Annotated in this window: 15 protein-coding genes; 3 read left to right on the forward strand and 12 right to left on the reverse strand. The window is 44.8% G+C overall.

What is annotated here, in order from left to right; all coding sequences use genetic code 11:
- Positions 1-6: 6 nt before the first annotated feature.
- On the forward strand, positions 7-1,944 hold the full coding sequence (locus OX890_RS01150; RefSeq protein WP_268649955.1) for an alpha/beta hydrolase family protein: 1,938 nt from the start codon (positions 7-9) through the stop codon (positions 1,942-1,944).
- Between the two features lie 84 nt (positions 1,945-2,028).
- Here OX890_RS01150 and nfuA read toward each other — a convergent pair whose 3' ends face one another.
- The 7 genes from nfuA to OX890_RS01185 form a co-directional block, all read right to left on the reverse strand.
- Entirely contained in the window at positions 2,029-2,607 is a 579-nt protein-coding gene (gene nfuA / locus OX890_RS01155) for a Fe-S biogenesis protein NfuA (RefSeq protein WP_006079591.1), read from the reverse strand.
- Positions 2,608-2,846: 239 nt separating this feature from the next.
- Positions 2,847-4,595, reverse strand: a complete 1,749-nt coding sequence (urdA, locus tag OX890_RS01160) for a urocanate reductase (protein WP_268649956.1) — start codon at positions 4,593-4,595, stop codon at positions 2,847-2,849.
- Positions 4,596-4,700: 105 nt separating this feature from the next.
- Entirely contained in the window at positions 4,701-5,465 is a 765-nt protein-coding gene (locus OX890_RS01165) for an outer membrane protein OmpK (protein ID WP_268650584.1), read from the reverse strand.
- Positions 5,466-5,660: 195 nt separating this feature from the next.
- Entirely contained in the window at positions 5,661-6,908 is a 1,248-nt protein-coding gene (locus OX890_RS01170; RefSeq protein ID WP_268649957.1) for a sensor histidine kinase, read from the reverse strand.
- The gene (locus OX890_RS01175; RefSeq protein ID WP_268649958.1) at positions 6,895-7,572 is read right to left on the reverse strand and encodes a response regulator transcription factor; all 678 of its coding nucleotides are present in this window, start codon (positions 7,570-7,572) and stop codon (positions 6,895-6,897) included. The genes OX890_RS01170 and OX890_RS01175 overlap by 14 nt, the downstream gene beginning before the upstream one ends.
- Before the next feature lie 2 nt (positions 7,573-7,574).
- Entirely contained in the window at positions 7,575-8,321 is a 747-nt protein-coding gene (locus tag OX890_RS01180) for a helix-turn-helix transcriptional regulator (protein WP_006084629.1), read from the reverse strand.
- Between the two features lie 173 nt (positions 8,322-8,494).
- Complete coding sequence (locus OX890_RS01185; RefSeq protein WP_268649959.1) at positions 8,495-9,286, reverse strand: ComF family protein; 792 nt, start codon at positions 9,284-9,286, stop codon at positions 8,495-8,497.
- 32 nt (positions 9,287-9,318) lie between these two features.
- Here OX890_RS01185 and bioH point away from each other — a divergent pair, with 32 nt between their 5' ends.
- The gene (gene bioH, locus OX890_RS01190) at positions 9,319-10,113 is read left to right on the forward strand and encodes a pimeloyl-ACP methyl ester esterase BioH (protein ID WP_268649960.1); all 795 of its coding nucleotides are present in this window, start codon (positions 9,319-9,321) and stop codon (positions 10,111-10,113) included.
- Positions 10,114-10,174: 61 nt separating this feature from the next.
- Positions 10,175-10,732, forward strand: coding sequence for a hypothetical protein (locus OX890_RS01195; protein WP_268649961.1), 558 nt, complete (start codon positions 10,175-10,177; stop codon positions 10,730-10,732).
- Positions 10,733-10,829: 97 nt separating this feature from the next.
- Here the strand turns inward: OX890_RS01195 and OX890_RS01200 are convergent, their stop codons facing one another.
- The 5 genes from OX890_RS01200 to OX890_RS01220 all read right to left on the reverse strand — a co-directional run bounded on the left by OX890_RS01200 (position 10,830) and on the right by OX890_RS01220 (position 21,947).
- On the reverse strand, positions 10,830-12,794 hold the full coding sequence (locus tag OX890_RS01200) for an LTA synthase family protein (protein WP_115335808.1): 1,965 nt from the start codon (positions 12,792-12,794) through the stop codon (positions 10,830-10,832).
- 217 nt (positions 12,795-13,011) lie between these two features.
- The gene (locus OX890_RS01205) at positions 13,012-15,375 is read right to left on the reverse strand and encodes a Tex family protein (protein ID WP_107402935.1); all 2,364 of its coding nucleotides are present in this window, start codon (positions 15,373-15,375) and stop codon (positions 13,012-13,014) included.
- A 163-nt stretch (positions 15,376-15,538) separates the two neighbouring features.
- Positions 15,539-16,042 (reverse strand): transcription elongation factor GreB, encoded by a 504-nt coding sequence (gene greB, locus OX890_RS01210; RefSeq protein ID WP_006079584.1) that lies wholly within the window; start codon positions 16,040-16,042, stop codon positions 15,539-15,541.
- 83 nt (positions 16,043-16,125) lie between these two features.
- Positions 16,126-17,058 (reverse strand): diguanylate cyclase, encoded by a 933-nt coding sequence (locus OX890_RS01215; protein ID WP_259574041.1) that lies wholly within the window; start codon positions 17,056-17,058, stop codon positions 16,126-16,128.
- The gene (locus OX890_RS01220) at positions 17,058-21,947 is read right to left on the reverse strand and encodes a PAS domain S-box protein (protein ID WP_310473087.1); all 4,890 of its coding nucleotides are present in this window, start codon (positions 21,945-21,947) and stop codon (positions 17,058-17,060) included. Before OX890_RS01220 ends, OX890_RS01215 begins: the two co-directional genes overlap by 1 nt.
- Positions 21,948-22,234 lie beyond the last annotated feature (287 nt).

A 22,234-nucleotide genomic window follows, 5' to 3' on the forward strand; every position in this document is an offset into this window, starting at 1 on the left:
TCTATAATGAAAAGGATTTTACCGCTGCTTTTCCTGTGGCTATGCAACCATGCCGTTGCCGACACAGCGCCACAATTACCCGTTGAAGCCTTTGCCAGCATCCCAGATGTGAGCTCTGTACAGCTCTCGCCTAACGGCAAAAAACTCGCATCGGTTGTACGCGTCGACCAAGCCAAACTCAAAGGTACTGTCGTTAGTATCCAAGATATAGAAACAGGCGAAAAAAGCATTCCGCTACACACAGATAATCAAAAATTTGTCATCCTGTCTCTGCAGTGGGCAAACGATAATATCTTACTGATCAGTGCTAAGTTTCCGGCTAACCGTTACGGTACACCGACAACCGAAACCCGCCTTGTTAAGTATGATTTGACCACTAAAAAAACCTCGAGTGTTCTTCCGCGAAGTGTCTTAGATCGTCTCAATTGGATCCCGCAACATCAGGGGCAAATTATCGATCTGATGGCAGATGATCCCGACAATATTTTACTGTCATTAGACGGAATGGGCGAAAACGTAGGCGAAGATAGTGTACTGAAAGTCAATTTAGCGCAGGGTAAATCCAGTTACACCCAAAATGCTAAAAAGAAGATCATAAGTTGGATTACTGACAGGCAACACAAGGTCCGTATTTCTATCTATAACGATGATACTGAGTACCGCATTTATGAACAGGCCGAGCAAAAGAGAGATTCACGTTTACTTTGGACCTTTAAAGCCTTCTCAGAGGACAGTGTTTGGCCATTAGGTTTTGATGCTGACCCCAATATTCTTTACGTTCGCGCCTATCACCAAGGTTTCGAAGCCATATTTAAAGTCAATCTGACCGATCCTAAGCTCACAAAAGAGTTGGTCTACGCCAATGAAGATACTGACGTTGAGGGTAATTTACTCTATTCGAAACTGAAGAAAAAAGTGATTGGTATCAGTGAAGGTGACGGCGAAGAATACACCTTTTGGGAAAAAGAATATGTGGGCCTACAAAATGGCCTAAAAGCCGTGTTACCCAACGCACACAACTATATTACTCAGTTCAGTGCCGATGAACGCCGCTACATAGTGTATTCCACTAGCTCGACCGAGCCCGGCACTTACTATTTTGGCGATAGGGACGAAAAAACGCTTTATCCAATCGCTAACCGATACGGCAGACTCAAGAGTGAATTCCTCGCCGATACCCAATATTTAACTTATGAGGCAAGGGATAAGCTCAAAATCGATGCTTACCTAACCGTGCCAAAAGGTCTTGAAGCCAAGCAACTGCCGACGATTATTTTCCCCCATGGCGGCCCCATCAGTTACGACAGCAACGACTTCGACTACTGGGCACAGTTCTTCGCTAATCGTGGTTATGCGGTATTTCGGATGAACTTCAGGGGCTCGGCAGGTTACGGCTATGAGTTTATGAAAGCTGGTCTAAAAAGCTGGGGACTCGAAATGCAAAACGACGTCGAAGACGGGACTCGCTACCTAATAGATCAAGGGATTAGCGATCCTAAACGTATTTGTATTGTCGGGGCTAGCTATGGTGGTTACGCGGCCTTAATGGGTGCAGCCATGACTCCCGATCTCTACCGCTGCGCCGTGAGTGTAGCGGGTGTCACCGATGTGGCCTATCTAGTGAAATCGAGCCGAAGATTTACTAACTACAAAGTGGTTAAAGAGCAAATAGGGGATGACTTTGATGCGCTCTATGACCGCTCGCCGATCAGTAAAGCCGATAAAATTAACATCCCAGTATTACTGCTACATGGCGATAAGGACAGAGTGGTTAAGGTTCAACATAGCCGAGAAATGTATGACGAACTCAAATCACTGAAAAAACCAGTGGAGTATATTGAGCTGGAAAATGGCGATCATTACTTGAGCAATAACGACAACAGACTCGCGACGTTTAAAGCCTTAGATAAGTTCTTAGCTGATAATCTCAACCCTAAGTTATAACTGAACAGCAGCACTTTAAGCGAATGCCAAATATAAAAAACGCGACTCTAAGGTCGCGTTTTTTATTCAGCTCAACAAACAAGATTAAGCGTAAGAATGTTCACCATGTTGGTGATCTGTCACGTCACGTACGCCAGTCAACTCACCAGGGAACATGTCTAACAGTTGTTTCTCGATACCATCCTTCAGGGTGATATCAACTTGAGAACAACCGTTACATCCACCGCCGAACTGCAGTACAGCTACGCCTTCTTTAGTGATTTCAACCAGCATGATATTACCACCATGGCCGGCTAACTGAGGGTTGATTTCAGATTGGATCACGTATTCGATACGCTCGACTAAAGGTGCATCGCCAGACACTTTACGCATTTTTGCGTTAGGAGCTTTGAGCGTGAGTTGTGAACCTAATTGGTCAGTCACAAAATCGATAGTGGCATCTTCAAGGAAAGGTGCGCTCTTCTCATCGACCATAGCATTGAAGCCAGTGAACTCGATTTCAATATCATCACTTTCTACTGCATCCGGTGGACAATAAGACACACCACACTCGGCTTGCGAGGTTCCTGGACTGATCACAAATACGCGAATATGAGTGCCTTCAGGTTGATCTGCTAACAACTTAACAAAATGGGCTTGAGCCGCATCGGAAATGGTAATCATGAAAACCTGCTCCGTCAGGGGATACCTGAGTGTTTTAGTAAGAATTAGCCGTATGATACTCCGACTCACCTTTGCTTTGTAGTCCCTTGGGTAGCAAGTTTGTGGATTTTTGCCGTAGCGATCACGATTTACTCATCATAAATAAGACTATAAACACCGTATTATGCACGAATAAACAAGTATTCTTTACAAACAAAAGCGACCCAATTGGGTCGCTTAAGCTAGACATAAAACACAACTTATTTAGCCGCTTCTTGTCCTGCTATACGACCAAAAACAATAATATCAGTGTAGGCATTGCCACCAAGACGATTAGTACCATGTGTTAATCCTGTCACTTCACCTGCGGCAAATAAGCCGGGAATAGCATTTCCTTGCTCATCCAATACACGAGTATGAGTATCAACCACGAGTCCACCCATTGTATGGTGCACAGAAGGTGTAGCCTTTAAAATCCAATAAGGTCCTTTACTTAAATCAACCAATCCTGAGCGATGATTAAAAGCCTCATCCTTACCAATAGCAGCATAATGATTAACATCTTTGATAGTCGATGCTAGTTTTTCCACTGGAATATCGAAAACCTTCGCCGCTTCTTCCAATGTATCAACTTTATGCATCAGACCATCTTTAGTGAACTCTTTTAGCTCTCCTTGGTGCATAGCAACGGTATGGGCAACATCTTCAATAGCTTGGTTCCATAACACATAAGTATAACGGCCAGGTTGGGCTAAAATGGCTTGTGAGATAACATCGCGGCGCTCTAATTCCTCAACAAAGCGCTCGCCCTTCTGGTTGATTAACACTGCACCAAAGAAGCGAGAGTCTGCAATCAAGGCAATAGCACCAGAGGTTGGGCTACAAATAGGATATGACTGGATATATCCCATATTTTTAGCTGCTGCATGTATTTTTTCTGCCATCACAATACCGTCACCAGTACCACCTGAATGGCCAGTGCTACCATAACGTTCATCTAACTCTGGGTTGTATTTTTTGCGCATTTTCATGTTAGATGAGAATCCACCCGTAGCAATCACAACACCGCGTTTAGCATGGTATGTAATCGTTTTTCCATTATAAGTCGCTTCTACACCAACAATTCGACCCGTTTGATCTTGGATTAACTTTTCAGCCTTAGTATTAGTATGGATCGGTAAACCCACTTCTTCAGCTTTAATAGAAAACTTACTAATCACCTCAGCGCCAGTGTGACCTTTAGGGATTAAGGCCCGTTTAACACTATGTCCACCAAACTGAAATAACTGATCGGGATAAAATTCTACTTTGACGTAATCTCTTAACCACTCTGCAGCCCCTACAGCATTATCGACCATGGTCTTAACCATTTCAGGATCACCTTTAAAATCGCCACCTTTTAACGTATCGCTAATAAACAGGTCTTTGCTATCAGTCACACCCATATTTTTCTGTACCCAACTACCAGCAACATTCATCTCAGCACCCGAGATCAATGAGTTACCACCAATAATTGGCATTTTTTCAATAATAACGGCAGTTCGGCCTGCGGCCATTGCTTCTAAGCCTGCACTAAAGCCTGCACCACCAGAGCCAATGACCACGACATCATAGGTATATTCTGCAGGAGTTAATGCTTCACTTTTTTTAGCTGAAGCGACAGCAACTAGTGTTACCCCTGCGGCTTCAATACTCTTGCCCACGGCTTCTTTTAGCGCTTTAGACGTCACTGTTGCACCAGTGATACCATCAACCTCGATAGAGTTGTTATCAATAATTGCCTGTTTCACATTTTTAAATACGGCACCTGCAAGGACTTTATTTTCCTTTTGCTTAAGTACATCAATCGCAACAATATGCCCGTCTTTGAATGTTGTTTCGACCTGCACTTCGCCATGCTTACCTTGAGCAGTACCTTGGCTTTTTATTATTTGATGCGTAACTTGGCAGCCAGCAATAATAGCTATCGCAGTTACAGTAAGACCTATCATGGATTTTTTATAATGCATTATTGCTTCCCTTATCAAATTTTATAAAGAGATTGAATATTTGAAATAATCACTAATAGAGATGAGGCCGTATATTTGAAAAACATCAGACCCTCTGATTAATAGTTAAAATTGATAACCAATCGATATACCATACTCAAGCCCATCGTTATATTGCGAACCCCAACTATCATAATGAGTTAGATGCAACTTAGAATATATTGAATCTGTTAGTTTTGTTTGTATAGTTGTTATGATTTGGTGGCCATAACTGTTGTATGAAAAAAGCTCTTGATGTACTTCATCCCTATCGATTTGAGCCTCATAATTTAAGCTTAAACTGTGGTTAAAACCCAAAAATTCAAATGGATACTTTGCATTCAGTACGACAGCGTAGCCTGATAAATCGTTAAACTTCGCTGATGCAGGTGAAAAATTTCCAAATGTATAGTTCAAACCAACACCATAATTTAATGATAAATCTTTGAATTTAGCATTATGGGTAAGACCAAAATAAAGATTATCCTCAACTAAAGTTTCACTCGCTGAGACAAAGTTTTGCGTCCAAAAATTAAACTGAGAGTCTCCTAGTCTATTTTCTATTATCATTAACGACTTAATTGTAGTTTTGCCATCTATGTTTTTTTGATTTTCAGCGAGTTCGGCAGGATTTTCTAACTTAACATTAGCAAAATATGATCCCCAGTCTGCAATTCCCAGATGATTTAACTTAACAAAAGGTTGATTAAAAACGCCTGGGTTATCATTTTTCGTGTCGTTTGTGTAGAATTTATAACCTAAATCTACGCTAGTCTTATTCACATCAGCATATACTGAACCACTGACAAAAATCGCGCCAAACAAAGCTGTTATAACACTCTTGTTACACATAAAACCTCTCACATATCCATATATTATTTGAGACAATGTTCTTTTAAAAAAAAGAATACTATCCATGCCTGATAAACTTTATTGGATTAATTTACTATAGCTAACATGAAGGCTATGTGATCTAGACCCAAAGGCGCTGTTAGATTTAAAAAGTGTGTGGTTAAATGTAGTAAACATCGATGAAATATATTTAAGTCATTTAGTTATAATTAATTTTGCTATAAACATGCCATTTTTTGATGATGTTGTAAAAAACCAATCGAGTTGATCTGCCAGCCGTTTAACCAACAGTAATCCTAAACCGAATCCATTATGACAGTTACTATTGTAGGAATTAATAATTTCAACACAATGACCTTCTTGAGTAATATTAATATCGACTCCACCATGTTCAATACTATTCCTTAATAAATTACTTATTATTATTTTTAAAGGCTGGAGCTGAACTAGCAAACAAGTATCATCAGCTAATAACTGTATTTTTTGCTCATGACCATGTACTTGTTGCTGCTCCTCGATAATACTGAGAAGTAAAGGTGACAGAGCTACGCTTTCTTTTTCTAGGGTGGAACACTCTTTATTTGTTAACCATAGCAGTGTTTCAATAAGAGACTTCATTTGTCCAGTCGCTTGAGAAGCATACAAAGTCGCTCCAGTGAGTTCACCTTGTTGTAAAGCGAGGATTTCGAATGAAGACTGGCATATTGCAACAGGCGTACGTAATTCATGGCTAGCAAATCGCAGAAAATTTAGCTCCCGCTGCTGAGCCTCTTGAAGTTGTAAAATTGAGTTATCTAAAGCATCAACAATAGCCTTTAATTCAGCATATTCTTGTTTCGGTAAGCTAAGTTTCCCTCCTCCCTCCCAATCATGCTGCTTAATCGCATGGCTAATTTGATGGACAGGTGTAATCACTTTACTTTGCATATAAAACGCAAGGCTTGCGCTTGCACAGAAGGTTATCAATACTAGAAGCAAGATTGCAGTCATGTTTTTAGGTGCAAATTGCAAGTCATGGGTAACGCTGTACTGCAGCCAAACATAGAGTGGCTGGCCACTCTGTGTGTAGTACACACTCAAAGCATCAACAAAGGGACCTTCTGCATGCTCATACAGAATTGTATTCGCATCAGTTAAGACTTCATCATTACTTAATTGTCGAATCAGCGGAGGGATATCTGACCAATTAAGATAGACGGTTAAGTTATCAGTTTTTAGAATCGGCTGATTAAGTAATTGTTTTTGCGGTTGAGCATGTTCCGCCATAGTCAGTAATGACTCAGCAGCTTGCCCTGCATTATGTATGGTGACCTCATGCATAGAAATCATACCTGCACACATCATGCACAGTGGTATAAAGCTATTAATACCTAATGTTATTAATAGAAAAATAACACCCCATACTTGGTAGCTCCGCTTGAGGCTAAGCTTAGGAGCTTGCATTGATGTCATCCCTAAGGCTTAGACCGACTCCACGAATCGTATGCAATATTTGTCGTTCAAAGGGTCGATCTATCACCCTTCGTAACAGATGGATATGGCTGCGTAAACTATCACTATCAGGTGCACTATTGGGCCAAATCGTTCGCTCAATCTCTTCTCTACTCACAGTTTCTGGGCTACGCCGAGCTAATAAAACAAGGATCTGCCAGCCTGTTTTAGGTAAAGCAAGAAGCTGTCCTTGGCGATATACCCTATGGTTTCCAAAATCAATTTCTAGCTCACCAATGACTAGCCTTTGAGGCGCCGGACGACGCTGAGCAACCACCTTCAATCGCGCGACGAGCTCCTCCATTGCAAATGGTTTTACTAAATAATCATCCGCGCCAACAGCAAACCCATTCAAGCGCTCATTCAGACTGCTACGTGCGGTTAACATTATTATGGGCGAAGTAATGCACTGTGCTTTCCAGCGTTCACATGCTTCAATCCCATCACCATCTGGCAAATTTAGGTCGAGAATAATAGCGTCAAATTGCTGCTGGCTAATTAGCATATCAGCCTGAGCTAGGCTGAAAGCGTAATCGCACTCTATGCCACTCAATTCAAGATATTGAATGATGTTGTTAGAGAGAAGTCGATTATCTTCAACCAGTAATATCAACATATTTAGATCAACTCATATTGATGGGCTAAATGGATTAAGTTTGCTCTATTTGTAGCCCCAAATTTCTTGCGCATAGCTTCCATATGATATTCAACTCCTCTGACACTTATCGGGAGCTGAGTTGAAATTTCGTCATTCTGAAGGCCGTTTGCGACCATGAGCAGGATATCTCTCGCATTATCTTTAAGTAGCGAGCTTTGTAGAAATGGATTGAACAATTGTTTATTACATTCAAACAGCTTGTTTTGGGCTTCCTTTAAAGTATCAGCCAATCCCTCTAATGCTATCTCTGAGTCGCTAAGATGGCTGAGTAGTATGAAGCGGCCTGCCCAATGACGATTAGTGTGGCATGAGATGGGCCAGCTCAAAACACTTTGAATATTATGCTTACTAAACAGTAGGCTGGTCTTATCATTTTTTTCACTCGTGAATCTATACATATAAGATTTTGAAGTATCTAATGAAAATCCAAAATTGAAATCATTGGCTGCAACCTGATTTAAATAAAAACGCTGTAATTCAGCGACAACAGGGGAAGAAGCTATACTGGCGATAGGTTTTCGTAACGCCGTAGGAGAGAACAGATTGGTATCTTTTGGAAAGTGATAATTTTCATACGCACAATGTGGAACTCCCTGAAACCAGAAACCACAGATACCATGCAGCTTCAAAGAATAGCTTATCGCCTGAATAACATCTTTCAGCGTAGATGCCGCATTTGCATTTGATAGCGCCTGTTTAGCGTCCATAAATACCCTCCAAACGAAATAACATAGGAAGGTACATCAATAAAATTAACAAATAAAACTTATTGATACAGATACTTACACCTTGTCTCAGAATTAAAACTTATTCATTTTCACTCAGTATTTTTGACATAATTTTGACATACACATAGATATAATGATGTGACCGCTATGTTTTAAACAGCGTCAACATCATCCAACAAGCCTGGCGCCTCTGCCCTTGCCAGACACCATACCTGCACATGTACGTATCGCGCTTCGAATAAGCGGGCAATTTCAGAGACTGTGGTGCCTGTCGTGACCACATCATCCACCAGTGCAATACGCTGGAACGCAAAATCATCCGCTAACATAAAGGCATCGTGTAAGTTGCGTCGTCGCTGTGCACCTGAAAGTCCGGCCTGCGGCCGAGTGTCTTGCTGGCGCGTTAATCCCTCGCTCACTAATGGCAGTTGTAATAGCTGTGATAACTCATGGGCAATTAACCACGCCTGATTAAATCCCCGTTGTTGCAAGCGTTTTGGATGCAATGGAACTGGCACTATCGCTTGCGGCAAGGTGATTAATCCTTGCTGTTCTAATAGCTGAATTCGCGCCACTAAGGCACGGCATAGCACGGGTAAAGCGGCAAGTTGCCCTTGATATTTAATCGCGCCAACCCAAGCACCTAAACCTTGATGGTAACTGCAGGGGGCAACGACTTTACGCGGCTGACGCTTTTGGCATTCCCCGCAATAATCGACCTCGATTTGCATCGACTTACCGCAGCCTAAGCAAATAAGTCCATGATATAAGCCAGATTGAAGACAAACGGCGCAAATACCCGTCTCAGGGATAGGTATGGATTGGTGGCACAGCAGGCAACGGTTAGGTAAACTGCCCGCCAACCACCTTGTGCTGACTTGATAGCCTAAACGCATTATCCGCAAAGCAGATTGCGGCCAAATCCTTTTGACAAAGTGCGGCATACATTCACCTAATCCATTTTTGAGGCACTCAAGTGAGCCAAGTGACATCCACAAACCACGCAAATTTGCATATTGAAATCAGAGGCCAAGGGCCAGATCTGGTGATGCTTCACGGTTGGGGAGTCAATAGCGCTGTGTTTACGCCATTACATGAGTCACTGTCTCAGTATAGGGTGCACTATGTCGACTTGCCGGGCTTCGGCCATAGTCAGATGGTGGAAGGTGATCTATTAGCTTGGGTCGATGCCTTAGTCGCCGCATTACCAGAACACGCTATTTGGGCCGGCTGGTCACTTGGTGGACTTGTGGCGACTCAGGCAGCACTGAGTTATCCACAAAAAATCAAAGGCTTGATCACTATCGCTTCATCACCCTGCTTTATGGCGAGAGAGGATGAAGCATGGCCAGGCATTCCCCCCCTAGTGCTGAGTCAATTTAGTGAACAACTTGGGCAAAATTTACCTAAAACCATAGAGAGATTTCTGGCGATTCAAGCCATGGGCAGCGAAACCGCCAAGGAAGATATCAAACGGCTGCGCGATCTTGTGCTTGCGCGTCCGTTACCCGATGCCAGAGCCTTAACTCAAGGTCTGACTATGCTGACCGACATCGACTTAAGGCAACAACTAACAGGGTTACAGCAACCTTGGCTTAGAATTTGGGGCCGACTCGATGGACTCGTCCCCAAACGCGTACAACCTAAGATGCCGATCACGCCGCAAATTGAAGATGTGATGCTAGCCAAAGCCTCCCATGCGCCGTTTATTTCCCATCAACAGGAGTTTTTGCAGATATTTATGCCTTGGTTAGCGTTACAGACACGCTAACGCTTTATCTTTGACCGATTAATGACTAGTATTTAACCATTAGTGCACCAAGGAATTTTCCATGTTAGTTGTCAGTAACTACCCCCAAGTCCCACTAGCGACCAGTAATGTCGCAACGGACTCGGCTCGGGTCGACAACCAACTGAAACCTGTGGTCATTCCCCCACAAGCTGCCACTAAAGGCCATGAAGAACGTGCCTTTAATTCGCAGAATGAACGCACAGCAGATCAAACTCAGCAACAAACCAAAACGCTCGAGAATAATCAGCAACAAGTTCAAGAAAAACAGCAGCAACAGCAATCCTCGCAGCAACAAAGCCAACAGCAACAAGAGAAAAAAGCCCCCCTTGTGGTGGCCGAGCGAGTTTTACCTAAGACGCTAAAAATTGCCGCACGCGGTCAAGCGGCGCTGCAACGTAAGGATATCCGCTTAAAGGTCAGTCAAGGTGCGGCAAATTATGCCAGCAGTAACGCCAAAGCGAATACCAGCAGTGCGGCGCGTCAATCGCTTCAAGGTGAATCGACTCAATTTTATCAACAGCTTGGACAACGCATTGGTCAGTTCTATCAACAACAGACTCAGCCAGAGCAAGAATCTATCATGTCGACGTGGATTTAACTTATTCCAATCGGATTAATCTTTTCCCGCACAAGATGAACAAAAATAATAAACAAAAATGCCGCTAAATAGCGGCATTTCTTATGCTGTTTAACGCTTATTTAGGCAAACGATACAGCTCTTGCTGGTAGGCCAAACTGCCCCATAATGCCCAACTTAAGGCTTTCTTCTCTAACGCTGCCGCAGCTGGCGCATAAGGCGTTAACTGCTCAGTTTTTTCGTTATATTCGAAACCTTGAGCCGCTTTTTCTGGCTGCAGGATCACTACATCTTTACCTTCCATCAGGGCAAAGTTTTTATCGTATTGCATTAACGCGCGTCCAGGCCAATCATCGCTGACCTGAGTCAAATCTCGGCCCAGCATAGGATAAGAGTCTGAAATACCAATCAATGATAGAAGTGTTGGCGGTAAATCAATTTGGCTCACAATACGATGATCGCGTTTTGGCGCTAAATTATCCCCAAGGATTAAACCAGGAATACGAAAACGTGACACTGGCACCAGATCCGCACCACCTACTCGACTGTCATGGTCGGCAACCACGATAAAAATCGTATCTTTCCAGTAGTCCGCATTTTTCGCCAGTTTGAAAAACTCACCAATCGCATAGTCGGCATATTTCGCCGCATTATTACGGGTTTGCTTAGGTTGCTCGTACAGCTCGATACGATCATCAGGGAATTCGAATGGATCGTGGTTACTCGAGCTAAACACTAAACTAAAGAAAGGCTTACCTTCACTGTGTAGACGCTCAAACTCACTATTCGCCTTACGCATTAAGTCTTCGTCTGACGCGCCCCACGAACCCACGAAGGCCGGAGATTTATAATCTTTCTGATCTATGATGTCACTAAAGCCGTTACCCAAAAAGAAGCTACGCATATTGTCGAAATGGCTCTCACCACCATAAATAAACTGCGTGGTATAGCCATGATTTTTAAGTAATTCAGCTATGCTGAAGAAGCCAACTTGGCTCTTACCCAGTTTCACCACAGCACGAGCTGGAGTCGGGGTAAAACCTGTCGTTACGGCTTCTATCCCGCGCACTGAACGAGTGCCAGTGGCGTACAAGTTATCGAAATACCAACCTTCTTTGGACAAGGCATCGATATTCGGAGTCAGGGGTAAACCACCTAAACTCCCCACAAAACGTGCGCCTAAACTCTCTTGCAGTAGGATCACTAAGTTCTTTGGCTTTCCGGTATAACTGGCTTGGTTAAAGCTTAGCGATGGGATATCCGTTGAGGTAAATACACTTTCAGGACGACCACTTTCCTGTCTTATGGTCGCAATAATCTCAGCGTTATCTAACTTGCCATACACTTTAGAGGCATCTTCTTCACTACCCATCTGCTTGATGGCAAACACTAATGAATAGGCTGAGTTGATGACTAAAGAGTTCACTAATGGATCGTCGGCAAACGCCACCATAGCAGGGTTAATCGGTCTATGGCCTAAGGTTGAACGCGCACCTAATAACGTCATGGCGATAACAAGCACTGCCAATACAGGACGCCAGTACCAGCGCGGGAAACGTAGATTTTTAGTGAGCTTACCGCTTAACACCCAGCCCCCCCAAAGCGTACCGATAGTTAATAGCACGGAGAAGATCAGCTCAAGTTTGCGACCCGCCCACAGCATAGAAAGCACTTCTTTCGGGTAGATCAGATATTCCACATACAGGCGATTCGGGCGAATACCGTATTCTTCAATAAACGCAGGGGTCGATGCTTCTAAAAAGAGGATGATCCACAGACCGACAGTTAACCACACCCGTAAAATCGGCTGCCACAGACGGCCAATAAAATGATCACCCGAAAATAATGCGGTTCCTAAGGCAGCAATACCCCATAACCAGCACAGGGTCGCGATATCGACGCGTAAACCTTGGATTAAGAGATGCGACCAACCATCAACAGCGGCCACGCGATCGGCTTGCCACAGCCCTAAAGCGATACGGCTCGCGGTGGCAATAAAAAGCACTAATAGCGAGAAAATAAAGATGGCGCGGAAAGGCCCATGGGCATTGTTGTGCCCGCGAGGTGATAAACCAGATTGCATGTGTTACCCCAAAACGTATAAAGAGCCACTCAGCGTTGGAGTGTCAATTTGAAAAAAATCGGTGAATAAGCTGTGCTATGACAACCGATTTTGCTTAACGTTGCATTAAATGCCGACTTTATATTCCCTAAGACGATATTGATGCAACAATTTTGTGAGTAACATGTAAAAAAGTCGACTCGGACATGGCTTAAGTCCGAGTCTTAACGGTTAACGCTTACTTTTTCAGCTTAGCGAAGGCATCGGCAAAGGCATTGCCCATGGCCGCGTTCGCAGGTGCTTTAGGTGCTTGCTTTTGTGCAGGACGTGCAGCAGGTTTCGTCGACTGTGGTGCCTTACCATTATGAGTTCTGGCAGGATTATGTGGTCTTTGCTGCGATTTACTTTGATCGATAGCTTCATCCAAACGCATGCTCAAACCGATACGACGACGCTCGACGTCCACTTCCATCACTTTAACTTTGACCACATCACCCGCTTTCACGATTGTGTGGGGATCGCTGATAAACTTGTCGGTCAGTGAAGAGATATGCACCAGTCCATCTTGATGCACGCCAATATCGACGAAGGCACCAAAGTTAGTCACGTTGGTCACCACGCCTTCGAGCACCATTTCAGGTTTCAAGTGTTTAAGTTCTTCCACACCATCTTTAAACTTGGCGGTTTTAAACTCACCACGGGGATCACGACCTGGCTTATCCAGTTCGGCCAAAATATCCGTCACAGTAGGTAAACCAAACTCCGCCGTAATGAACTCTTCAGGTTTGATGCTGCGCAGTAGATCTGAGTTACCCATCAGGCTCGCCAGCTCCACTTGCTTAGTCTTAGCGATAGTTTCCACTAACGAATAAGCCTCTGGATGCACAGACGAGGCATCGAGTGGATTGTCACCTTCACGAATACGCAAAAAGCCCGCCGCTTGCTCATAGGCTTTAGGCCCTAAACGTGGCACTTTCAGCAACTCTTTACGATTCTTAAACTGACCATTGGCATCGCGGTAATCAACCACATTTTTCGCTAACGTCTTGTTTAAACCAGCCACTTGCGACAACAAAGGCGCAGAGGCCATGTTGAGATCCACACCCACACCGTTTACACAGTCTTCCACCACGGCTTCCAGCGAACCCGATAATTGGCTTTGGCTCACGTCGTGTTGGTATTGGCCCACACCGATAGATTTAGGCTCAATTTTCACCAGTTCGGCTAACGGATCCTGCAAACGACGCGCGATAGACACAGCACCACGAATCGAGACATCGAGATCAGGAAACTCCAGCGCCGCCAATTCCGATGCTGAATACACAGACGCGCCCGCTTCGCTGACCATCACTTTAGTCAACTGTGGATGGGTATCTTTCACGGCGGCAATCAGCTCAGCGGCTAGCTTGTCGGTTTCCCGTGATGCCGTACCATTACCAATCGCAATCAATTCAACCTTATGCATTTTGACTAAGTTAGCCAAAGTACGAATCGACTTTTCCCACAGATTTTGCGGTGCGTGCGGGAAAATCGTCGCATGGCACAACATCTTACCCGTGTTATCGACCACAGCCACTTTCACGCCAGTACGTAAACCTGGATCGAGTCCCATGGTCGCTTTCGCGCCCGCTGGAGCGGCCATCAATAAATCACCTAAGTTACGGGCGAAAACTTTAATGGCCTCGGCTTCGGCGCGTTCGCGCATTTGCGAGATAAACTCGGTTTCCATCTGTAGCGCAATCTTAATGCGCCATGTCGCCGTCACCACGGTTTTCAACCATTGGTCGACGCTGCTATCACCCAATTTCAGCCCTAAGTGATCGCAGATAATTACTTCGCAATAACTGCCTTGGCCCACTTCGGCAGCAGGATCGGCATTCATAGATAAGGATAAGAAACCTTCGTTACGGCCACGCAGCATCGCCAGCGCACGGTGAGAAGGGATCTTAGCTAACTGTTCGGTATGCTCGAAATAATCACGGAATTTCGCGCCTTCTTTCTCTTTACCTGCAATTAAGCGGCTTTCTAACACACTGTTTTGGCTTAAATGTTCACGCACTTTACGCAGTAATTCCGCGTCTTCGGCGTAGCGCTCCATCAGGATATAACGCGCGCCTTCAAGCACAGCTTTCACATCGGCGAAACCCGCTTCGCTATTGATATAATCTGCAGCTTTGGCTTCGACATCGGCGCTACGGTCAGCCAGTAAGGCATCGGCTAATGGTTCAAGCCCAGCTTCGATAGCGATTTGGCCCTTAGTGCGGCGCTTAGGTTTGAATGGCAGATACAAATCTTCGAGACGTGTCTTGCTGTCTGCGTCGTCAATAGCCCTTTGTAATTCTGGCGTTAACTTACCCTGAGCTTGGATGCTAGACAGGATCACTTGGCGTCTGTCGTTCAGCTCACGCAGGTAACCTAAACGTGTGTACAAGGTACGCAGTTGCGTATCGTCTAATCCGCCCGTGGCTTCTTTACGGTAGCGGGCAACGAAGGGAACCGTCGCACCATCGTCAAGCAGAGTGATGGTTGCGGCAACTTGTTGCTCACGAACATTCAGTTCTTGAGCGATAATCTGAGCGATGTTATGTGCATTAGTTTGCATAAATAAAGTGTCGTGCCTAACTGTAAAGTAAGTCGTTATTGCGCCAAAGATACCACAGGCGCCCCGTATGTTTCATGCTAAAGCCTAGGTCAAAGCAGAGTCTTTGATCTTTCCCCGTCATGCCATGGTGACCGCAGCGGTTGTCACGGCGGCAACCCTGTCGCTAATCTGCCTCGCTGGCGAGAGTGGTTTCAAAAGGAGTGTAACGGATCTGATTGATATACCACTCTTTTGGACCCGATGGCGTTTGCACTACCACCTCATCGTCCACTTGCTTGCCGATTAAGGCACGCGCCATGGGCGAGTCGATGGTGATGTAGCCCAATTTGGTATCGAGTTCATCTTTACCGACGATCCGGTAACGCACGCGATCACCCGCTTCATTTTCGAGCTCAAACCAAGCGCCGAAGAATATTTTACCTTCCTGCTGCGGTGAGTAATCGACGATTTTTAACTCTTCCAGCCGCTTAACTAAGTACCTGACTCGGCCGTCAATTTGTCTTAACAAACGCTTGTTGTAAGTGTAATCAGCGTTCTCACTACGGTCGCCCTGCGCCGCCGCCTCTTGGACTTTAAGGGTGATTTGCGGCCGATATTCTTTCCACAAATACTTCAATTCTTTATCTAAAGTTTGCCAACCCTGTCGGGTGATCAAATGCGCTTTCATAACTCTTTATTATCCACATGCTGAGCAAAAAACAGCGGCAATTTCACAAAATGCACGCTAAAAATCACATACAAACTCACAGGCTAAAGCCCTAGGCCTACTACTTGGTTACGTCCACTCTCTTTCGCCAAGTACAATTGCTGGTCCGCTGTTTCGATCAGTGTTTGCCAAGTCAAATCACTTTTGGGCAGCACGCTCGCAACACCCGCACTAATCGTCACTTCTTGGAAGCTCGACTCGAGATGTTCAAGATGCAAAGCTTGTACTGCATTCACTATTTTCTGTGCAGTATGAATGGCACCGGCAAGCTTGGTTTCTGGCAGAATACAAATAAACTCCTCCCCGCCATAACGTGCAACAAAGTCAGTCGCGCGCTGCAGAGCATCACTAATGGCTTTTGCAACTTGTCGCAAACATTGGTCGCCTTCCTGATGACCATAACGATCATTAAAACGTTTAAAAAAATCCACATCTAGCATCACCACAGATAAGGCTAACTCGTTGCGGCAGCAATGTTTCCATATTTCAGGAAGTCGCTGCTCAAACTGACGTCGATTGGCGACACCCGTTAAACTGTCAAGCAGCGCGATGGAATGCAACAGATCGGATTGTCGCTTGAGGGTAAACTGATTCTTTACCCGCGCAGTGGTGATAATTGGATTGATAGGTTTATGGATAAAATCGACTGCTCCCAGCTGAAAACCTTTAACTTCTTGCACTTCATCAAAATGAGCCGTAACAAAAATAACTCCAATAGTCGCGGTTTCAGGATCGGCTTTAAGATGTTGGCAAACGTCAAAACCCGACATACCAGGCATTTCAATGTCTAACAGCACTAAATCTGGCTGTACCTTCTGGCATATGGCTATCGCCTGCTCACCATTGGTCGCCATAAACAACTCATACTCTTCATTGAAGAGTTGATGCAGTATTTTGATATTGAGCGGCTGATCATCAACGATAAGGATCTTACCTTTCTCACTTTGGGGCCGAGCAATTAATTCTGCAAGATGCATTACGCCTCCTCCAACATGATAATCCGTAGCGTATCTAATGCCTGATTAAAATCGAGCGCTTGCACTTGCCCATGCAATATGGACCATTGTGGATGGCCTGACAGCAATTCAGCTAACTGGTCAGTTAAGGCCATAGCCTCTAAATTGTTCTCTTTTAATAGGGTCATTAGGGTATTAAGATCCGTCTTAACACTTTGCACCGATACCGAAGAATACACGGCTTTTTCTACATTATCGCTAATAACTGCATTAAATTCTTCCACCTCAAAGTAGGTTGAAAGCTTCTGACTACTCTGATTAATGAGTTCCTCTAACGTATCCGTCCAGCGCTTAATATCAATCAGTTCAGGGCATTCTTGCTTAAACTGTTTCTCTAAGTAAGCCGCATGCGCAGCTAAACGCCGAGCACCAAAATTACTGGCAATGCCTTTAATACCATGGCTAATCGCCGCCGCCGTTGAGTGATCAAATATCTTAGTCGACTGCTTAAAGAGCGCGAGTTGCTTCATCATTTCAGGCGCAAAACTTTTGGCCATTTTTTGGAAGAAAGACTGATTACCCCCAAAACGACGCAGGATCAGGCGAATATCATCGAGTAATTGCTCATCACTCTGCTCCTGCGTCGCTTCAGGCCAGTGCCCTTCAAATTCAGCAGAGGTCATATCCTCACGGCCAACTAAGCGCAAAATACTCGGTAGTAATAGTGGCATATCGATGGGTTTGCCAACATGGTCATTCATACCCGCATTGAGACACTCTTGCCTATCGGACTGTGAAGCATTAGCTGTCATCGCAAGTATCGGTAATGCTGCGAAACGTCCATCAGCGCGGATACGTCGAGTCGCCTCCAATCCATCCATATCGGGCATTTGCATGTCCATGATGACAATATCGAATAAGTCACCACTCTCGAGCACCAAGGAAACACCTTCCATGCCGCCTTCTGCCAATACGACATTCGCGCCCTCATAACTCAATAGCTCATCGATAACTTGTCGATTGAGTTGATTATCTTCCACCACTAATATGGTTAGCCCTGCTAAAAATCGCTGTGAACGCGGCTGAGGGTGCGCCTCCATTGTCTTACCTTCGATGGCATTCAACACAGCTTCTGCCAAGATCTGCGATGTCACAGGTTTAGTGAGGAAATTAACGAAAGGGACATGTCTAATCTGCTGACTCTCGGCAATCACTTCATGACCGTAAGCCGTTAACATCACCACCAGCGGAGTCTGGTTATTCGCGTCTGAGTTACGCAGCATTTCGGCGGTTTGCAGCCCATCAAGGTCTGGCATACGCCAATCCATCAACACCACATCAAACGGTGTCGATTTTTCATGTGATTGTTTAACCTTCGCTAGAGCCGAATATCCGCCTAAGGCAGTTTCAACCTCACACCCAAATCCGGTCAAAATTTTCTCTAAAATCTCCGTCGTCAATTCATTATCGTCAACCACTAACACACGGTATCCGCTAAGGTCTGTGTGCCGAGTTTCTTCGACTTGTATAATAGGAAACGTCATATCAAACCAGAAACGGCTTCCAACACCCACCTTGCTGGTCACATGTAACTCACTGCCCATAAGGCCGATAAGCCTTTTGCTTATTGCTAGCCCGAGCCCTGTGCCCCCAAAGCGGCGTGATGTTGAGGATTCTGCCTGTTCAAATCCGGTAAAAATCCGCTCAATCTGCTCATCACTGATACCAATACCCGTATCGGTAATTGAAATTTGTACTGTGACTGTATCTGCCTCATGGCGTAAACATTCAATGCCGACAATCACCTGACCGTGGTGAGTGAATTTAAGGGCATTGCCCGCGAGGTTAACGAGGATCTGTTGCAATCTAAGTTGATCTGCTAATAACCAAGGAGGTAAAGCCGTGTCGAGATCAAACATCACCTCGACATCTTTATCACCATGGTTACCCGACAGTACAACGGCAAGGTCCCGCATCAGCAATTCAATCGAACAAGGATGAAGATCGAGTACTAACTTGCCTGCATCAATTTTAGAAAAGTCGAGAATGTCGTTCAGTAGTCCTAATAAGGACTTAGCAGCCGTTTGAGTTTTATTAACATAATCTTGCTGCTGCCTAGACAAAGAGGTGTATTGAATTAATTGCAGCATGCCTAATACAGCATTCATTGGAGTGCGAATTTCATGGCTCATATTGGCTAAAAATGCAGACTTAGCCGCACTCGCCGTATCGGCCTCCTGCTTAGCCTCTCGCAAGCTTTCTTCCAATTGTTGCTGTTCAGTGATATCTAAATTAATCCCAATCACTCTAATAGCATGACCCTGTTTATCGCGCTCTACTTGGGCGGCTGCCTGAACGTAGCGAATCGAGCCATCTGTCCTTACCACCCTAAAAATAGGGTCATATTGCGCCGTTCCTTCCACAGCGCCTTTCAATTTAGCATCAGCAAAAGCAATATCGTCAGGATGGACCCGCATCGACCAGTGCTCATAGGTTAATCCTTGTTCCCGAAGACTTTCAGGCTGATCGTAAATCGCAAACATACGTTCATTCCATTCAAGCGAATTACCGAGCAGATTCCAAGTCCAGATACCTAATTGAGCCACTTCGGCGGCCTTACTTAAATGGTTACTGGCCGTCATCAGTGCTTGTTGCTGCAGTAACATCAGTGAAATATCGACGCCAATGCCTAAATAACCAATAATCTCGCCAACACTGTCACGCATCGCAGTGACAGAAAGTGACACTTGGAACTGACTGCCGTCTTTACGCACATAGGTCCAATTGCGGGTTTCCGAACCTTCGGCTCTTGCCTTATAGATGAAAACATCAAAGCCTTGAATGTCTTTACCATATTCAGCGGATAACTCTGCAGATCTTATCATCGCCTCCTCGAGCAAATGCAGAGGCGCAGGGGTAGATTGGCCTATCATTTCCTCGGCTGAATAACCAAGTAAGCGCTCTGCTCCACGGTTAAAAATGGTGATATTCCCTTGCACATCAGTGGCTATAATGGACATTTCAGAGGCGGCATCGAGCACGTTAGTCAGTAATGACCCTAAGTTATTTTTCTCAATCTGTGTCAACTTACGGTCGGTAATATCAATCCTTAATGCCACAAAACGTTCAATTTTACCGTATTCATCAAATACTGGACCAATCACAGTATCGAACCATTTCAACGTTTGATGCTTATCAAGGTTGCAGATTTCACCGTGCCAAGACTGTCCCGAGTTTATCTGTTGCCACATAGATCGCCAGAAAGACACATCATGTTCACCCGACTTGAGTATTGCATGGGTTTTCCCCACAAGTTGCTCACGCGAATAGCCACTAATGCGGCAAAAGTTATCATTCACCTCTAAGATGACGCCATTGGGGTCAGTAACGGAATAGAGTAGCTGTTGATTAATAGTGTCGAGCAAGGTTTGGTTTTCGAGTAACGCCTGCTGCAACGCATGGGTACGCTTGGTGACTTGCCGTTCGAGACTCGCATTCAAGCTTAAAATATGTCGTTCAGCTTCAAGCTGCGCTGTAATATCGCGGATCGTTTGGCTCATGCCAGCAATCTTGCCGTGCTCGTCGTAAATAGGTACGGCTGTAGTCGAGGTCGATAAATGGCTACCATCTTGCCGTTGATGGCTAGTTATCCGATTTAAAGAGGTTTTCCCCGCTAACACTTCGGCGAATAATGCTCTTTCTTCCTGCACTATGCTGGCAGGAACAATCAATTTACAACACGACTGGCCAAGAGCGTGCGCCTCGGTATAGCCAAATAGCTGCTCCGCACCTTGGTTCCAACTGGTAATTTGGCCTTTAGTGTCATAACTGATAATGCCATCGAGAGAATGCTCCAGCATGCTGGCGCGCCTAGCCTGTTCAAGCAGCACCTGCTGCTTACGCTGCAAACTGATGGACCACATGGCAATTAACGCAGCTAAAAGCAGGCTAAACAAACTGCCACTCAACAGCACTAAACTGGGTTGATTAAGATGCAATGACTTAATAAAGGATGGATAAGCGATAACTTCTATCTGCCATTTACGACCAAAAATGTCTTTCGTCATTTTATGGCGATATGCAGATAGTGGAGACGCCTCATCAGGGTGTGTTTCAAAAAAACTGATGGGACGCTCAGCTTGGGTGATATCGCTAAGCAACAGCTTAGTCATCTTCTGATTCAACGCTAACCCCATTAGAACTTCGTTCGTCACTAAGGGGGCATAACTCCAACCATACCCGGCTGACAGTCTATCCTGTTGTGTTTTAGGTACTAAACCCGTGCGATAAATAGGCTGCAGAATTAAGAATGATTGTAGCGGCCTACCCGTAGCCTGCACTAATGTGATGGGTGCAGATAAGCGCACTTCACCGGATAACATAGCCGCATCGGCAGCGGCTTTACGATGTGCCTCTGAGGCAATATCTAAGCCAACGGCAGCTTTATTGCGGTCTACTGGCTCAATATATTCAATAACGTATCTTTCGCCATCATGAGCGTTAAGTTGGCGAATATTAAAGTCAGGCCAATCATCTTGACGAGCTCTTGCTATAAATGCCGCTTCATCGGCACTGGGTACTCGACGAATAAAGCCAAATCCACGGGCGCCGGGAAACTCATGGTCCACATCCCGCGTTAAACTATAACGATGGAAGCTAGCACGACTAATATCATGCTCACCCGCAGTGACTATCGTGCCGCGTGCACCGCGTAAACCATATTGATATAAGGTGATACGGTTAATCACGTTCTCACTGATTTGCTCCGCGTCCTCGCGCAAGGCTTGCTCAATCTTTTGGGCGTTCATGCGCCCCGTCAACCCTGTTAATAACGCGCTTAGCACCAATCCAATCAACAGGACTAATAAGCCCCATTTCGAAGCATTTTTATAACTCATGGACAAGTGCATAAACGCCTAATAATTTTTAATCAGAGAGTTATGATTTTGGACTAATAAAAATTCTTTTGCCACTCAGCGAGTGGCAACAAACGATAAATGCGCCAAAAGTTGCTGATGCCCATTTAGTTACAATTTCAGCTATAGCGTGAATAAACGCGAGTATTCCCATGCAATTTCATTTGCTTAGAATTAACATTGGGCAATCAATATCAGCATTTATCGCATTCAAGTTACTAAGGTGAGCTAGTCGCCTTGGTTGAATGCGGCTATATTAGGCAGATTCGTTTTCAATTTCA

It is taken from the genome of Shewanella sp. DAU305, from assembly GCF_026802235.1.
Classification (GTDB): domain Bacteria; phylum Pseudomonadota; class Gammaproteobacteria; order Enterobacterales; family Shewanellaceae; genus Shewanella; species Shewanella baltica.

What these genes read in the sequence shown, in the direction of transcription:
- OX890_RS01150 (WP_268649955.1), top strand. Translation starts at nt 7, where the DNA reads ATGAAAAGGATTTTACCGCTGCTTTTCCTGTGGCTATGCAACCATGCC.
- nfuA (WP_006079591.1), bottom strand. Translation starts at nt 2,607, where the DNA reads ATGATTACCATTTCCGATGCGGCTCAAGCCCATTTTGTTAAGTTGTTA.
- urdA (WP_268649956.1), bottom strand. Translation starts at nt 4,595, where the DNA reads ATGCATTATAAAAAATCCATGATAGGTCTTACTGTAACTGCGATAGCT.
- OX890_RS01165 (WP_268650584.1), bottom strand. Translation starts at nt 5,465, where the DNA reads ATGTGTAACAAGAGTGTTATAACAGCTTTGTTTGGCGCGATTTTTGTC.
- OX890_RS01170 (WP_268649957.1), bottom strand. Translation starts at nt 6,908, where the DNA reads ATGCAAGCTCCTAAGCTTAGCCTCAAGCGGAGCTACCAAGTATGGGGT.
- OX890_RS01175 (WP_268649958.1), bottom strand. Translation starts at nt 7,572, where the DNA reads ATGTTGATATTACTGGTTGAAGATAATCGACTTCTCTCTAACAACATC.
- OX890_RS01180 (WP_006084629.1), bottom strand. Translation starts at nt 8,321, where the DNA reads ATGGACGCTAAACAGGCGCTATCAAATGCAAATGCGGCATCTACGCTG.
- OX890_RS01185 (WP_268649959.1), bottom strand. Translation starts at nt 9,286, where the DNA reads ATGCCGCACTTTGTCAAAAGGATTTGGCCGCAATCTGCTTTGCGGATA.
- OX890_RS01195 (WP_268649961.1), top strand. Translation starts at nt 10,175, where the DNA reads ATGTTAGTTGTCAGTAACTACCCCCAAGTCCCACTAGCGACCAGTAAT.
- OX890_RS01200 (WP_115335808.1), bottom strand. Translation starts at nt 12,794, where the DNA reads ATGCAATCTGGTTTATCACCTCGCGGGCACAACAATGCCCATGGGCCT.
- OX890_RS01205 (WP_107402935.1), bottom strand. Translation starts at nt 15,375, where the DNA reads ATGCAAACTAATGCACATAACATCGCTCAGATTATCGCTCAAGAACTG.
- greB (WP_006079584.1), bottom strand. Translation starts at nt 16,042, where the DNA reads ATGAAAGCGCATTTGATCACCCGACAGGGTTGGCAAACTTTAGATAAA.
- OX890_RS01215 (WP_259574041.1), bottom strand. Translation starts at nt 17,058, where the DNA reads ATGCATCTTGCAGAATTAATTGCTCGGCCCCAAAGTGAGAAAGGTAAG.
- OX890_RS01220 (WP_310473087.1), bottom strand. Translation starts at nt 21,947, where the DNA reads ATGCACTTGTCCATGAGTTATAAAAATGCTTCGAAATGGGGCTTATTA.